The organism is Streptomyces sp. NBC_00057, from assembly GCF_045041165.1.
Classification (GTDB): domain Bacteria; phylum Actinomycetota; class Actinomycetes; order Streptomycetales; family Streptomycetaceae; genus Streptomyces.
Genome location: NZ_CP108256.1, coordinates 7,225,851 through 7,240,158, shown reverse-complemented (window position 1 = coordinate 7,240,158; position 14,308 = coordinate 7,225,851). Strand labels below are relative to the sequence as shown.

Here is a 14,308-nt window from a genome sequence, read left to right as displayed (position 1 = left end):
AATGACCACCCCGCAGAGCGTCCCGTCGCTCGGGACGCACCCGGCCTCCGGCTCCCTTCCGAGCCGCGCCGAGACTCGGGAGCAGCTCTCCAAGGCGACGTACGACCTCCTGGTGATCGGTGGCGGCATCCTGGGCATCTCCACTGCCTGGCACGCCGCGCAGTCCGGGCTGCGGGTGGCCCTGGTGGACGCCGGCGACTTCGCCGGCGCCACCTCCTCCGCCTCCTCCAAGCTGCTCCACGGCGGTCTGCGCTACCTGCAGACCGGCGCGGTGAAGCTGGTCGCGGAAAACCACTTCGAGCGACGCGCGGTGTCCCGTCAGGTCGCCCCGCACCTGGCGAATCCGCTCACCTTCTACCTGCCGGTCTACAAGGGCGGCCCGCACGGCGCGGCCAAGCTCGGTGCGGGTGTGTTCGCGTATTCGGCGCTCTCCGCGTTCGGTGACGGGGTCGGGCATGTGATCAGCCCGGCCAGGGCTCAGCGCGATGTGCCGGAGCTGCGTACGGACAATCTGAAGGCTGTCGCGGTCTACGGCGACGACCAGATGAACGACGCCCGGATGGCGCTGATGACGGTCCGCGCGGCCGTCGACGCGGGTGCGGTCGTCCTGAACCACGCGGCGGTGACCGGGCTGCGGTTCACCAAGGGCCGGGTGACGGGCGCCGACCTTGAGGACCGTACGGACGGCACGGAGTTCGGCGTCAACGCCCGCCTCGTGCTGAACGCCACCGGACCGTGGGTCGATCACCTGCGGAAGATGGAGGATCCGAACGCGGCGCCTTCGATACGTCTGTCCAAGGGCGCGCACCTCGTGCTGAAGCGCACCCGCCCCTGGAAGGCCGCGCTGGCCACCCCGATCGACAAGTACCGCATCACGTTCGCCCTGCCGTGGGAGGACATGCTGCTGCTCGGTACGACGGACGAGGAGTACGAGGGCGATCCGGCGGACGTCGCGGTCAACGAGAAGGACACCGCGCAGATCCTCGACGAGGCGGCGTTCTCCATCAAGGACCAGCAGCTGTCGCGCGATCTGATCACGTACTCCTTCGCGGGCCTGCGGGTGCTGCCGGGCGGCCCGGGCGACACGTCCAAGGCCAAGCGCGAGACGGTCGTGACGGAGGGCCGCGGCGGGATGCTGTCGGTCGCGGGCGGCAAGTGGACGACGTTCCGCCACATCGGCCGTACGGTGATGAACAAGCTGGCCGCGCTCCCCGGGCACCCCCTCGCGGAGGACATGGAGCCGATCTCGCACCTGCCGAAGAAGCTCCCGCTGCCCGGCATCGCCAACCCGAACGCGGTGGCGCACCGGCTGCTGGTCGACGGCGGTACGCCCGGTCCGCGGATGGCGGCCGACACGGCCCGCCACCTCGCCACGCACTACGGCTCGCTCTCCTTCGACATCGCACGGCTGGCGAACGAGAACCCGGCGCTGGCCGAGCGCATCCACCCGGACGCGCCGGAGATCTGGGCGCAGGTCGCCTACGCACGTGATCACGAGTGGGCCGAGACGGCGGACGATGTGCTGCGCCGCCGCACGACACTGACGATCCGGGGTCTGGCGACGGACGAGATCCGGGCCGGCGTCGAGTCCATGCTCGGCGACCGGAACTGACGGGCTCGAACGCGTAGGTCGGGGCGGCTCCCAGGTGGGGGCCGCCCCGACCGTATGTCCGGGAGCCCTCAGCCCGGTGAACGCGCCACACGGTTTCCATACAGGTGCAATATGACGCAGGGACAGTTGAACCATGAAGTCTCCGTGCTGTCCCTCATCGGCCACGCCCCGCACCCGCTGAACGGTCAACGCCCCTCCCCCGCCGAGCGGTTCGAGGAAGTGATCGAGACCGGAGTCGTCGCGGAGCGGCTCGGCTTCGACACGTACTCGATCGGCGAGCGGCATGCCGGGCCGTTCCTCTCGTCGAGCCCGAGTGTGGTGCTCGGTGCGCTGGCGGCCCGTACCTCCACCATCCGGCTCCTGACCGGTGTCACGGTCGTCGCGATCCTGGATCCGGTGCGGGTGGCCGAGGACTTCGCGACGCTCGACCAGATATCCAGGGGCCGGATCGAACTGGTCGTCGGGAAGGGCGCGGAGGCCGGCCACTTCGACCTCTTCGGGCTCGACGAGGAGCGGCAGTGGGACCTCCAGAAGGAGAAGTACGAGCTGCTGCGGCGGCTGTGGACCGAGGAGGGCGTCGACTGGGAGGGCGAGTTCCGGCCCGCGCTGAAGAACACGACGACCCTGCCGCGCCCGTACGCCGGGGCGCCGCGCATCTGGTACGGCTCGGCGACCAGCCTCAACTCCCCCGAACTGGCGGCGCTCCACGGCGATCCGCTGTTCACCGCCAATGCTGTCCAGCCCGTGCGGCGTACGCCCGGCTGATCGACCACTACCGGGAGCGCTTCGAGGCGTACGGGCACGATCCGGCCCGCGCGCATGGACGGGCCCCAGCCGATCGGCAGCCCGCAACAGATCATCGACAAGATCCTCGGCTGGCACGAGGTGTACGGACACGACCTCCAGTCGATCACCGTGGACGGCTTCGGGCTCGGCCACCCCGAGCAGATCGAGACGCTGCGGCGGTTCGCCGAGGACATCGCTCCGGTGGTACGGCGTGAGGCACCGTCCGCGCTCTGGGACTGACCCCCTCCGGTCCCGATGGCCCGTGCGGCAGCCGCACACCTGGGACGACCTGCGGCAGAACTGGTTCATCCGCCTCTTCCGACCCGCATAATGAAGAGAGACATCGGATGTCTGATTCCAGTCCGGATCCAGGAGGACCGTCATGGCTGTCACCGACGAGGCGATCGAGAAGATCAAGGGAATGATCGTCTCGGGTGCGCTACGGCCCGGCGACCGGCTCCCCAAGGAGAGCGAACTCGCGGCGGAGCTGGGGCTCTCCCGCAACTCTCTGAGGGAGGCGGTGCGCGCCCTGTCGCTGATCCGCATTCTCGATGTGCGACAGGGCGACGGCACCTATGTGACCAGCCTCGATCCCCAGTTGCTGCTGGAGGCGCTGAGCTTCGTGGTGGACTTCCACCGCGACGACACGGTGCTCGAATTCCTCGCGGTCCGCCGGATTCTGGAACCGGCCGCGACGGCGATGGCCGCGACCCGGATCAGCGAGACCCAACTGGACGCACTGAGCTCACAGTTGGATGCCCTGGGTGCGCAGCCCTCGGTGGAGGAGCTGGTCGCCTGCGATCTGGAGTTCCACCGCGGCATCGTGCAGTCGTCCGGGAACTCGGTGCTCTGCTCGCTGCTCGACGGGCTGTCGGGGCCGACGACCCGGGCGCGGGTCTGGCGCGGTCTGACGCAGGAGGACGCGGTCAGCCGCACGCTCCATGAGCACCGGGCGATCGTGTCGGCGCTGCGGGACCGGGATGCGGAGGCTGCGCGGGCCTGGGCGACGGTGCATGTGGCGAGCGTCGAGCAGTGGCTGCGGTCGACTCTGTAGCGCGCGGGTGGGTGACCGGGGCTCCGCGCCGGGCCCCGCGCCTCAGACGCCGGCGGGGCTGAGGAATCAGCCCCGCCGGCGTCTGCGAGAACAGGTTCAGTCCTGCTTCTCGCCGCTCGCGAAGCGGGAGATGACCAGGGCGACGATGATGATGGCGCCGTTGAGGAACTGGTTCCAGAGCGCCGGGACACCGCCGAGGGTCATCACATTGACCACCAGCTGGAGCGTCAGTACGCCGGTCAGCGCGCCGAACAGGGTGCCTCGGCCGCCCTTGAGGCTGATGCCGCCGATGACCGCGGCGGCGAACACCTGGAAGATCCAGCCGTTGCCCTGGGTCGCCGCGACCGATCCGTAGTGGCCGGTGTAGAGGATGCCCGCGAAGGCCGCCAGCAGACCGCCGATGGCGAGCACGATCCAGGTGACCCGGTCCACCCGGATGCCCGCGGCTCGCGCCGCTTCCGGGTTGCCGCCGATGGCGTACAGCGAGCGTCCGTGGCGCAGCCAGGCCAGTGCGGCGCCACCGACGGCGAACAGCGCCAGGCAGATCCAGACGGCGGCCGGTGCACCGAGCCATTCGCTCTTGCCGAGGTAGCGGAAGGACTCCGGGACGTCGGTGATGGACTTGCCCTCGGTGATGCCGATGTGGAGGCCGCGCAGCATGGTGAGCATGCCGAGCGTGGCGATGAAGCCGTTGACCCTCAGCTTCAGCATCAGGAAGCCGTTGATCGCACCGATCGCGAGGCCCACCAGCAGACAGAGCGGGATCGCCGACCAGGTGGGCAGCAGGCCGAGGCCCGCGAAGCGGCCGCCCTCCGAGGGCAGGACCAGCCACATCGCGACGACCGGCGCGATGCCGATCGTCGACTCCAGTGACAGGTCCATCCGTCCGCAGATCAGGATCAGCGCCTGGCCCAGGACCAACAGGCTCAGCTCGGAGGACTGCTGGACGACGCTGATCAGGTTCTCGGAGGTCAGGAACACCGGCGAGACGATGAACCCGATCACCATCAGCACCAGAATCACCGGTACCAGGGAGAAGTCGCTCCACCGAATCAGCTTCAGCCGGTCCAGCGGGCTCTCGCCCGTCAGGGAGCCCTTCAGCTCGCTGTCGATGCCGTCGGCCGCCGGAGGCCGTACCGTTCCGGTCATTCCCTTTCCCCCACACCTTCCATGGCGGCGACGAGTTCCCCGTCGGTCCACCCGCTTGCGAATGCCTCGACCACGCGCCCGTGGAACAGGGCGAGCACTCGGTCACAGACCCGCAGATCGTCCAGCTCGTCCGAGATGATCACTGCGGCGTTCCCCTCGTCGGCGACCCGCCGCACGACTCCGAGCAGCGAATCCTTGGACTTGATGTCCACACCCGCGGTGGGCCGCACGGCCACCAGTACGCTCGGCTTGCGGGCCAGCGCGCGGGCGACGACCACCTTCTGCTGGTTGCCGCCGGAGAGCCCGGAGACGGGCTGCTCGGGCCCCTGTGTCTTGATGTCCAGCGAGGCGATCATCGACCGTGCGAACTCCCTGGTGCGGGAGGGCAGTACGGTCCCCCACGGGCCGAGCTGGTCGGTGACCGTGAGGGTGGCGTTCTCGGCGACGCTGCGTTCCAGGACGAGGCCCTGGTCGTGCCGGTCCTCGGGGATGTAGCCGATCCCGGCGTCCAGCGCGTGCGGCACACTGCCGGGGCGCACGGTCCTTCCGTGTACGGAGACCGTGCCGCCGCCCGCCTTTCGCATACCGGCCAGGGCCTCGCCCAGGGCTGTGTTACCGCTGGCCGCGGAGCCGGCGAGGCCGAGCACCTCGCCGGGGCGGACCTCCAGGTCCAGCGGTTCGAACTGGCCCTCCAGAGTGAGCCCTTCGGTACGCAGGACGGGGGCAGCCGACTGATCCCGTACCGCCGCACCGTCACCGCCCGCGTGCCAGGCGGTCGCGCCGGCGGACTGCTCCCCGGTCATCGCCGCCACCAGTTCCGCCTTGGCGATGTCGGCGACCGGGGCGCTCAGCACATGGCGGGCGTCGCGGTAGACGGTGACCGCCGTGCACAGTTCGTACACCTCCTGCAGATGGTGGGAGATGAAGAGGAACGCCACTCCCTGGCTCTGCAGTTCCCTGAGCTTGTCGAAGAGCCGCCCGATGCCGCGGGCATCGAGCTGGGCGGTCGGCTCGTCCAGGATGATCAGCCGGGCGCCGAAGGACAGCGCCCGGGCTATCTCGACGAACTGCCGCTGCTCGACGGCGAGATCGCGCGCCCGGGTGCTGGGGTCGACCTGGACCCCGTAGTCGGCGAGGAGCCGCTCGGCGCGTCTGCGGAGCTTCCCCCAGCTGATCCAGCGGGCGTTTTCGTCGAAACGGTTGAGGAAGAGGTTCTCGGCGACGGTCAGGTCGGGGACGACCATGGACTTCTGGTAGACGCAGGCGACCTTCGACTGCCAGGCCGCGGTGTCCCCGAAGGCGGGCGCGGGCTCCCCGCCGAACGTGACCGTGCCCGCGTCCGGCTTGTGGAGTCCGGTCAGGACGCTGACCAGCGTCGACTTGCCCGCACCGTTGCGACCGACGAGGGCATGGGACTCACCGGGCTGCACGGTGAGCCGGACCCCGTCGAGCGCCACGGTGGGCCCGAAGCGTTTGACAACGCCTTCCGCCTGTACGGCAGGTGGTGCCTTTTCCATCAGAACCCTTCTCAGCGAAGCGCTGTAGCAATGTTGGTGGCCTGTCCCCGGGCAGCGGTAAGGGCTTGGCCGCGTCTCGGTTCCTCGGAGCCGAGAGGGAAGCCCCCTCGGCAACGAGAGGGAGGAGCCACGGCTAGCTCTTCTTCTCCAGCTGATTGGCCCACAGTTTCGGGTCGTCCACGTTGTCCTTGGTCACCAGGGGCGCGGGAAGTTGGTCCTCGAAGCCGTTCGGGATCTTGATGATGTTCGAGTCGTGGTCGGTGGGGCCTTCCTTGAAGGTCTTACCGTCCAGGGCCGCCTTCGCGTAGTAAAGCGCGTACTTCGCGTAGAGGTCGGCGGGCTGGGAGATCGTCGCGTCGATCTTCCCGGCCTTGATGGCGTCGAACTCCTCCGGGATGCCGTCGTTGGAGATGATCGTGATGTGGCCCGGCGTGCCGGCCGGCTTCAGCAGCTTCTTCTGCTCCAGGAGCGCGAGGGTGGGCTGCAGGAAGACACCGCCGGCCTGCATGTAGATGCCGTTGATGTCGGGGTTGGCCGCCAGGGTGGCCTGGAGCTTGGCGGAGGCGACATCGCCCTTCCAGTCGGTGGCCAGCTCGAAGACCTTGATGCCGGGGAATTCCTTGTCCATGCAGGACTTGAACGCCTCGGACCGGTCGCGGCCATTGATCGAGGCGAGGTCGCCCTGGAACTCGACGACCTTGCCCTTGCCCTTCAGCTGCTCGCCGAGGTACTTGCAGGCATTGGTCCCGTACGCCTTGTTGTCGGCCCGCACCACCATGTAGATGTTGCCCTTGTCGGGGCGGGTGTCGACGCTGACGACCGGGATCTTCTTCTCGTTCAGCGTGTTGAGCGACTCGGCTATCGCACCGGTGTCCTGGGGTGCCATCACGACGGCCTTGGCGCCCTGGTCCGTGAAGGTCTGGACGTTGGCGACCAGTTTGCCGATGTCGTTCTGCGAGTTGGTCAGCGGCAGCGCCTTGACCTCGCCTGCCTTGACCCCCTTCTCCACATAGTTCTGGTACGAGTTCCAGAAGTCGCTGTCGCTGCGCGGCAGGTCGATGCCGACCTTCCCGCTGCCCGCACCGTCAGCGGTGGACTCGCGGTTGCAGCCCGCGAGGGCAGTGACTGCCAGCAGTACGGCGCAGGCTGCCGCACTCGTCGTACGCACGCTCATTGGTGTCCCGTCCTTCGTGGAGTACCGGCTCGGAGCTCTGTTGGCAAAGCGGCGGTGCATGGCGCACAGGGGTGCGGCCCGTTTGTGCGGCTCGGGCCTGTCCGGCCCTGATCGGCCGGACAGGCCCGAGGGCCGCGCACCCCTGATCAGTTCTCGGTGGGTCGCAGGCGCAGGCCCTGCATCCCGCCGTCGACGGCCAGTGCCGTACCGGTGACCGAGGCGGCGGCGGGGCTGGCCAGGTAGACGATCGCGGCGGCCACCTCGTCGGCCGAGACCAGCCGTCCCAGCGGCTGCCGGGCGCCCAGCGCGGCTCGCTCGGCGGCCGGGTCGTCGGCCTGGCCCAGGAGCCGCCCTATCCACGGGGTGTCCGCGGTGCCCGGATTGACGCAGTTGACCCGGATGCCCTCGCGGACATGGTCGGCGGCCATCGCAAGGGTCAGCGAGAGGACCGCGCCCTTGCTCGCGCTGTACAGGGCGCGTTGCGGCAGTCCGGCGGTCGCGGCGATCGAGCAGGTCTGGGTGATCGAGACGACACCGGGGCGGTCGGCCGCCGCGCGCCGCAGATGGGGCAGGGCGTGCCGGGCGGTGCGGACCATGCCGAGGACATTGATGTCCAGAACGCGGGTCCACTCGTCGTCGGCGTTGTCCTCGACCGTGCCGATGGAACCGATGCCCGCGTTGGACACGACGGAGTGCAGGCCGCCCAGTTCACCGGCGGCCAGGTCGACCGCCTCGCGCACGGCCGCTTCGTCGGTGACGTCCGCCTTGAGGGCGAGCGTGCCGTCCGGGGCGCCTGCGGTCTCGCGGTCGAGTACGGCCACGCGCGCACCGCGCGCCAGCAGCATGGTCGCCACGGCGGCCCCGATGCCTGAGGCACCTCCCGTCACCAGGGCGTTCATGCCCTCGAAGTCGCTTGTGCCGGTCATCGGTCATCCTCCTCGGTGGTGCGGCGGGCCTGCCATACGGGGCCCTCCGGATAGCGGTGTGCGGCGATCGATTCGGGGAGCATCCGGGCGGAGAAGCCCGGGGAACTCGGGGCGGCGTAACGGCCGGACTCGATCACGGTGGGGTCGGCGAAGTGTTCGTGGAGATGGTCGACGTACTCGATCACACGGTTCTCCCAACTACCGGAGACCGCCACATAGTCGAACATCGAGAGGTGCTGCACCAGCTCGCACAGTCCGACACCGCCCGCGTGCGGGCAGACCGGTACGCCGTACTTGGCGGCGAGCAGCAGGATCGCCAGGTTCTCGTTGACTCCCGCGACACGGGCCGCGTCGATCTGGACGAAGTCGACGGCTCCGGCCTGCAGCAGCTGTTTGAACACGACCCGGTTGGCAACATGTTCGCCGGTGGCGACCTTGACCGGCTGCCCGGCGCGGACTGCGGCGTGGCCGAGGATGTCGTCGGGGCTGGTCGGCTCCTCGATCCAGTGCGGGTCGTACGGCGCGAGCGCGGTCATCCACTTCACCGCGTCGGCGACGTCCCAGCGCTGGTTGGCGTCGACGGCGATCCGGACGTCCGGCCCGACAGCCTCGCGGGCCAGGGCGAGTCTGCGGACGTCGTCGCCGAGATTGCCGCCGACCTTCAGCTTGATCTGCGTGAACCCGTCGGCGACGGCCTCCTTCGCCAGCCTGACCAGCTTGTCGTCGGTGTATCCCAGCCAGCCGGGCGAGGTGGTGTACGCCGGGTAGCCCTCGGCGCGCAGCCGCTCGGCGCGCTCGGCCCGGCCCGGTTCGGCGGCCCGCAGGATCGCGAGGGCCTCATCGGGGGTGAGGGCATCGGTGAGATAGCGGAAGTCGACGAGGGAGACGAGCTCCTCGGGCGTCATCTCGGCGAGGAACTGCCAGACGGGCCTGCCGGCCTGCTTCGCCGCCAGGTCCCAGGCGGCGTTGACGACCGCGCCGGCCGCCATGTGCATCACGCCCTTCTCGGGGCCGAGCCAGCGCAGTTGGGAGTCATGGGTGAGCTCACGGTGCAGCGCGGCGAGGTCGGCCGCGGTGCGGGGCACCGGGCGCCCCACCACGTACGGGCGCAACGCTTCGATGGCGGCGGCCATCACCTCGTTGCCGCGCCCGATGGTGAAGCAGAAGCCATGCCCCTCGATGCCGGTGCCGTCAGTGCCGTCAATGCCGTCAATGGGGGCAGTGCTCAGTACGACATAGGCAGCCGAGTAGTCGGGGTCGGGGTTCATGGCGTCCGAGCCGTCCAGTTGTTCCGAGGTCGGAAAACGGATGTCGTGGACCTCGAAGTCCGTGACGGTCTGACTCATGTGCGCCCCCAGGGGAATAACATCGGACCTCTGCTCTGGTCATCCGATGTATAGCGTCACGAAGGCCCCAACGTCCAGGGTTGGGGCGAAATTGACTGGACACAGCTCGGATGTATTCAGAGACTGATGCCCTGATTCGACCGGTGATGCACCCTCGCGGGTCGGGTTCACCCGGCCGTGCACAGGGGCTGCGGCGAGAGCGGCCGGAAGCCGTAAGGTTGGTGGGTACGCAAGGGAACTTCGGAAGGAGGCCTGGGTGATCGAGCTCGAGGGGGTTCCCGAGCTGATCGACCCGGTCATGGTGGCCGCGTTCGAGGGATGGAACGACGCAGGTGACGCCGCATCCACGGCGGTCGCGCACCTGGACCGGGAGTGGAAGGGCGAGGTGTTCGCGGCGCTGGACGCCGAGGACTACTACGACTTCCAGGTCAACCGGCCGACGGTCTGGCTGGACGGCGGGGTGCGCAAGATCACCTGGCCGACCACCCGGCTCTCCGTGGTCCGCATCGGCGGGGACAAGCCCCGCGATCTCGTCCTGGTCCGGGGTATCGAGCCGTCCATGCGCTGGCGCTCGTTCTGCAACGAGATCCTGGCCTTCGCCCATGAGCTGGGCGTGGAGATGGTGGTTGTCCTGGGCGCACTGCTCGGCGACACCCCGCACACCCGCCCGGTACCGGTCAGCGGAGTCACCTCCGACCCGGATCTGGCGCGGACCATGAACCTGGAGGAGACCAGGTACGAGGGTCCGACGGGCATCGTCGGCATCCTCCAGGAGGCGTGTACGCACGCGGGCGTGCCCGCGGTGAGCCTGTGGGCGGCGGTGCCGCACTACGTGTCGCAGCCGCCCAACCCGAAGGCCACGCTCGCGCTGCTGAACCGCCTGGAGGATCTCCTCGGTCTGCGCATCCCGCTGGGCGAGCTGCCCGAGGACGCACGTGCCTGGCAGCTCGGAGTCGACCAACTGGCCGCCGAGGACAGCGAAGTGGCGGAGTACGTGCAGACGCTGGAGGAGGCCCGGGACACCGCGGAGCTTCCCGAGGCGAGCGGCGAGGCCATCGCCCGGGAGTTCGAGCGCTATCTGCGCCGCCGGGACGTCGGTCCGGGCCAGGCGCCCGGCGGGCATGCGACGGAGAGCGGCGACGCCTCGTATCTGCGCGACGCCTCCAGCGGCCGCACCCGTCCACCGAAGGCGGTCCGGCCGGACACCGGGGGCGAGACGGGACCCGGCTCGCCACCCACGAGCGGGCCCGGCCGGCAGCCATCGGCCGACCAGGAGAACGAGGACGGCGACGGCGACGACCCACAGGGTTCGTCGGAGGAATCCTCGGAGGACTGATGAGACCGGCGGAGCGCCGGGCGGGTACATCCCCGCCCGGCGCTCCGTCGTTCAGAAGCAGGTGAACCGCGCCGCGGCCCAGTCCCCGTGGTCGGGTGTGCGGCGGGGTGCCCTGCGGCATGACTATGTCGTCGCCGGTCGGGTCGGAGAACGTACCGCCCGGGGTTCGATACGGAAGGTCTCGGCGGAGACGAAGCTGACACGGGCCTCGGCGGCGCCGGCCCTCAAGTGGTAGACGGATCCGTCGGCGGAGAATCCGGTGAGGTCGCCGACCGTGGTGGTGTCCGGTTCGGCGGCGCCGGCCCGGGCTGCGCCGGGCCCCGCGAAGACGGCCATCAGCCCCAGCAAGGCTGCAAGTGCCGCCGTTCTGATGCGCGTTGATGATTGCATAGAGCGCTTTTAGCGCAGCATCGAGCACTTCACCATGAGCAAAACGGAACCGGCCCTGAACTTCGTCGAGAAGTCCAAGGCCGGCTCGTCGGATGGCGATCAGCGGGTTGTCACCGTGCGCGGCACTACAGTGCGACACCCAGCAGCGCGTCGACGGTGCGCGAGACAAGGCCCGGTGCGCCCTCGTCCGTACCACCCTCGGCGTTCTGGCGCTCGGCCCAGCGGTCCACGGCCGCCAGGGCGGCCGGTGCGTCCAGGTCGTCGGCAAGGGCCTCGCGGACCTCCTCGACCAGGGCCTCGGCAGGCAGTCCGTCGGGCCGGGAGACGGCGGCACGCCACCGCCCGAGCCGCTCGACGGCATCGGCGAGCACCTGGTCGGTCCACTCCCAGTCGGACCGGTAGTGGTGCGACAGCAGGGCGAGCCGGATCGCCGCCGGGTCCACGCCGTCATGACGCAGTTTCGAGACGAAGACCAGGTTGCCCTTGGACTTGGACATCTTCTCGCCGTCCAGGGCGACCATTCCGGCGTGCACATACGCCTGGGCGAACGGGTACTCGCCGGTCAGCACCTGGGCGTGCGAGGCGCCCATCTCGTGGTGAGGGAAGGCGAGGTCGGACCCGCCTCCCTGGACGTCGAAGCCCATGCCGAGGTGGTCCAGGGCGATGGCGACGCACTCGATGTGCCAGCCGGGCCGGCCGGGGCCGAGCGAGGCGCCGTCCCAGCTCGGCTCGCCCTCACGGGCGGCCATCCAGAGCATCGGGTCGAGCGGGTTCTTCTTGTCGGGACGCTCCGGGTCGCCACCACGCTCGGCAGAGAGCAGCCGCATCGCCTCGGCGTCGAGGTTCGAGACCCCGCCGAAGTGCGGGTCGGTCTCGACGGAGAAGTACACATCCCCGTCGAGTTCGTAGGCGGCGCCGGCGTCCCGGAGCCGCTCGACGAGCGGGACGATGCCCGGTATCGCCTCCACGGCACCGATGTAGTGCTTCGGCGGGAGCATGCGCAGGGCAGTCATGTCCTCGCGGAACAGGGCCGTCTCGCGCTCGGCGAGCTCGGTCCAGTCCTGACCGTCGCGCACGGCCCGCTCCAGCAGCGGGTCGTCCACGTCGGTCACGTTCTGGACATAGTGAACCTGCCGCTTGGTGTCGAGCCACACGCGCTGAACGAGGTCGAACGCGTTGTAGGTCGCCGCATGACCCATGTGGGTCGCGTCGTACGGCGTGATGCCGCAGACGTAGATACGGGCGACGGGACCGGGGTCAAGAGTGATCCGTCCGCCGGTCGCGGTGTCGTGGATCCGAAGGTCGCGGCCCTTGCCAGGCAGGGCGGGGACCTCAGAAGCGGGCCAGGCATGCATGCCACGAGCGTAGCCGGATGCATGTTCCGGATACGAACCGGATGCCGGATCTTGACCGAAGAGGCGGTCTTGCGCGGCGTGGGTTCATCTGCTCCGGTACGGGCCCCGCCCGTATACCCGCTCTCCCCGACCGCCGGAGTGGCTTGATCTCGTCACACCGGCGGCCAGGGGATCGACGGCCACTCACCGCTCGGCTCCGGGTGCTTCCCCGACGTCCTCAGCCCCTCCACACGTCCCCGCAAGGCCTCGATCTCGACCGCGGTGATCAGCCCGGCCAGCCGGGTGACGAGCGAGCTCCCGGGCGCCAGCTCCGCACCGAGCCGGTCCACGACCTCGACGGCCTCGGCCGTCAACGGCTCCCCCGCCCACCCCCAGAGCAGGGTGCGCAGCTTGTCGTCGGTGTTGAAGGTCACTCCGTGGTCGATGCCGTAGAGCCGGCCGTCGGGTGCGGGCAGCAGATGGCCGCCCTTGCGGTCACCGTTGTTGATCACGGCATCGAGGACCGCCAGCCGCCGCAGCCGAGGATCGTCCGCGTGGACCAGCAGTGCCGTCTTCCCCTCCCCGGCCTCGGCGAGGGCGACGGCCTTCCAGCCCTCGCCCGGCTCCTCGTCCTCGACGAGTGCCAGGAGCGGGGGCTGACCGTCCACGGAGGACTCGTCGCTGTCCGGCGCCGCTTCGATCCACAGCTGGCACATGCCCTCGCCGTATGGCCCGTCCCGCAGCACGGTGGGCGGTATGAGCCCCCATCCGGTCGCCTCGGAGATCTCGTACGCGGCCACCTCACGCTGGGCGAGCGTGCCGTCCGGGAAGTCCCACAGGGGCTGTTCCCCGGCCACTGGCTTGTAGACGCACGTAACCTCGTCGCCCTCGTGGGCGACCGTGCAGTAGAGCACCGCGTTGGACGCCCCGCGGATCTGGCCGCGGACGGTGAGCCGGCCCTCGGTGAGGAGGGTGACCAGCTCGGTGTCGGTCAGGCTCCGCGACGGTATCCGTTCTGGCGCGGGCATACGTGTCCTTCCGGGTCGAGCGGCAGGCTGCACAGCGGGCACGGCGGGCGCCCGGCGTTCACGACATCCAGGGCGCGCTTGGCGAAGGCGCGGGCCTGCGCGCCGCTGAGGCGGACCCGGAGCATCGGCGGACCGTTCTCCTCGTCCTGGAGCAACCGCTCCTCGGCCTCCGCGAGATCCTCGTCGGAGTCCACGTCGAGCTCGACCAGCGCCTGCGCCTCGACGATCATGCGCTGCTCCTCGCCGTCCCAGGCGAGCGCCATCGTGCCGACCCGGAACTCCTCCTCGACGGGCACGTCGAGCGGCGCGGTGTCGGTGACATCCATCGGCGCCACGGCGGGCACCGGAGAATTCCCGCCGGTCCGCCGCACCACTTCGTCGAGCAGTTCGTCGATGCGCTCGGCGAGCGCGGCGACCTGAGTCTTCTCCAGGGCCACGCTGGTGACACGTCCGCCTGAGGATGCCTGCAGGAAGAACGTACGACGTCCAGGCAACCCGACCGTACCGGCCACGAAGCGGTCCGGGGGGTCGTAGAGGAACACCTGACGGGACACGTCCTGTCTCCCTTGAAAATTGACGGCAGATGAGGGGCGGCCGGGGTCCGGGGGATTCCCCCGGGAAGGGCGCCTACGGCGCGTCCACCCTACTGCGCAAAG

Annotated in this window: 11 protein-coding genes and 2 pseudogenes; 4 read left to right on the top strand and 9 right to left on the bottom strand. The window is 69.6% G+C overall.

Translation table 11 applies throughout. The features are described 5' to 3' along the window. The first annotated feature begins 1 nt into the window (after position 1). The 3 genes and pseudogenes from OG953_RS34100 (at position 2) to OG953_RS34090 (ending at position 3,452) form a co-directional block, all read left to right on the top strand. Positions 2-1,612 (top strand): FAD-dependent oxidoreductase, encoded by a 1,611-nt coding sequence (locus tag OG953_RS34100; protein ID WP_405689087.1) that lies wholly within the window; start codon positions 2-4, stop codon positions 1,610-1,612. A 111-nt stretch (positions 1,613-1,723) separates the two neighbouring features. Further along, positions 1,724-2,638 (top strand): annotated as a pseudogene (locus tag OG953_RS34095) (LLM class flavin-dependent oxidoreductase). A 142-nt stretch (positions 2,639-2,780) separates the two neighbouring features. After that, the gene (locus tag OG953_RS34090) at positions 2,781-3,452 is read left to right on the top strand and encodes a FadR/GntR family transcriptional regulator (protein ID WP_389800575.1); all 672 of its coding nucleotides are present in this window, start codon (positions 2,781-2,783) and stop codon (positions 3,450-3,452) included. A 96-nt stretch (positions 3,453-3,548) separates the two neighbouring features. On the opposite strand, the gene OG953_RS34085 is transcribed toward OG953_RS34090, so the two are convergent. From OG953_RS34085 to OG953_RS34065, 5 genes are all read right to left on the bottom strand, one after another. After that, positions 3,549-4,601, bottom strand: a complete 1,053-nt coding sequence (locus OG953_RS34085) for an ABC transporter permease (RefSeq protein WP_405689085.1) — start codon at positions 4,599-4,601, stop codon at positions 3,549-3,551. Then, positions 4,598-6,118 carry a sugar ABC transporter ATP-binding protein gene (locus OG953_RS34080; RefSeq protein WP_405689084.1) on the bottom strand — a complete coding sequence of 507 codons (1,521 nt, stop codon included), beginning with the start codon at positions 6,116-6,118 and terminating at the stop codon, positions 4,598-4,600. The genes OG953_RS34085 and OG953_RS34080 overlap by 4 nt, the downstream gene beginning before the upstream one ends. Before the next feature lie 133 nt (positions 6,119-6,251). Further along, complete coding sequence (locus OG953_RS34075; RefSeq protein ID WP_405689082.1) at positions 6,252-7,292, bottom strand: sugar ABC transporter substrate-binding protein; 1,041 nt, start codon at positions 7,290-7,292, stop codon at positions 6,252-6,254. Positions 7,293-7,438: 146 nt separating this feature from the next. Then, positions 7,439-8,218 carry an SDR family NAD(P)-dependent oxidoreductase gene (locus OG953_RS34070; RefSeq protein ID WP_405689080.1) on the bottom strand — a complete coding sequence of 260 codons (780 nt, stop codon included), beginning with the start codon at positions 8,216-8,218 and terminating at the stop codon, positions 7,439-7,441. Beyond that, positions 8,215-9,564, bottom strand: coding sequence for an L-fuconate dehydratase (locus tag OG953_RS34065; protein WP_405689078.1), 1,350 nt, complete (start codon positions 9,562-9,564; stop codon positions 8,215-8,217). The genes OG953_RS34070 and OG953_RS34065 overlap by 4 nt, the downstream gene beginning before the upstream one ends. A 256-nt stretch (positions 9,565-9,820) precedes the next feature. Between OG953_RS34065 and OG953_RS34060 the strand changes: the two genes are divergently transcribed. Further along, a complete protein-coding gene (locus OG953_RS34060; protein ID WP_405689077.1) occupies positions 9,821-10,900 on the top strand; it encodes a PAC2 family protein in 1,080 nt (359 codons plus the stop codon). 91 nt (positions 10,901-10,991) lie between these two features. Here OG953_RS34060 and OG953_RS34055 read toward each other — a convergent pair. The 4 genes and pseudogenes from OG953_RS34055 to OG953_RS34040 form a co-directional block, all read right to left on the bottom strand. Next, positions 10,992-11,290, bottom strand: a pseudogene (locus OG953_RS34055) (hypothetical protein); the annotation flags it as partial. Between the two features lie 125 nt (positions 11,291-11,415). Continuing rightward, complete coding sequence (mshC, locus tag OG953_RS34050) at positions 11,416-12,645, bottom strand: cysteine--1-D-myo-inosityl 2-amino-2-deoxy-alpha-D-glucopyranoside ligase (protein WP_405689076.1); 1,230 nt, start codon at positions 12,643-12,645, stop codon at positions 11,416-11,418. A 152-nt stretch (positions 12,646-12,797) separates the two neighbouring features. Continuing rightward, positions 12,798-13,652: an SCO1664 family protein gene (locus OG953_RS34045; RefSeq protein ID WP_405689074.1), complete on the bottom strand. Its 855-nt coding sequence runs from the start codon at positions 13,650-13,652 to the stop codon at positions 12,798-12,800. Continuing rightward, positions 13,616-14,206 (bottom strand): DUF3090 domain-containing protein, encoded by a 591-nt coding sequence (locus OG953_RS34040; RefSeq protein ID WP_072484378.1) that lies wholly within the window; start codon positions 14,204-14,206, stop codon positions 13,616-13,618. Before OG953_RS34040 ends, OG953_RS34045 begins: the two co-directional genes overlap by 37 nt. Positions 14,207-14,308: the final 102 nt, after the last annotated feature.

Bases quoted from the DNA above. Each gene is read 5' to 3' on its own strand.
- OG953_RS34100 (WP_405689087.1), top strand. From the start codon at position 2: ATGACCACCCCGCAGAGCGTCCCGTCGCTCGGGACGCACCCGGCCTCC.
- OG953_RS34090 (WP_389800575.1), top strand. From the start codon at position 2,781: ATGGCTGTCACCGACGAGGCGATCGAGAAGATCAAGGGAATGATCGTC.
- OG953_RS34085 (WP_405689085.1), bottom strand. From the start codon at position 4,601: ATGACCGGAACGGTACGGCCTCCGGCGGCCGACGGCATCGACAGCGAG.
- OG953_RS34080 (WP_405689084.1), bottom strand. From the start codon at position 6,118: ATGGAAAAGGCACCACCTGCCGTACAGGCGGAAGGCGTTGTCAAACGC.
- OG953_RS34075 (WP_405689082.1), bottom strand. From the start codon at position 7,292: ATGAGCGTGCGTACGACGAGTGCGGCAGCCTGCGCCGTACTGCTGGCA.
- OG953_RS34070 (WP_405689080.1), bottom strand. From the start codon at position 8,218: ATGACCGGCACAAGCGACTTCGAGGGCATGAACGCCCTGGTGACGGGA.
- OG953_RS34065 (WP_405689078.1), bottom strand. From the start codon at position 9,564: ATGAGTCAGACCGTCACGGACTTCGAGGTCCACGACATCCGTTTTCCG.
- mshC (WP_405689076.1), bottom strand. From the start codon at position 12,645: ATGCATGCCTGGCCCGCTTCTGAGGTCCCCGCCCTGCCTGGCAAGGGC.
- OG953_RS34045 (WP_405689074.1), bottom strand. From the start codon at position 13,652: ATGCCCGCGCCAGAACGGATACCGTCGCGGAGCCTGACCGACACCGAG.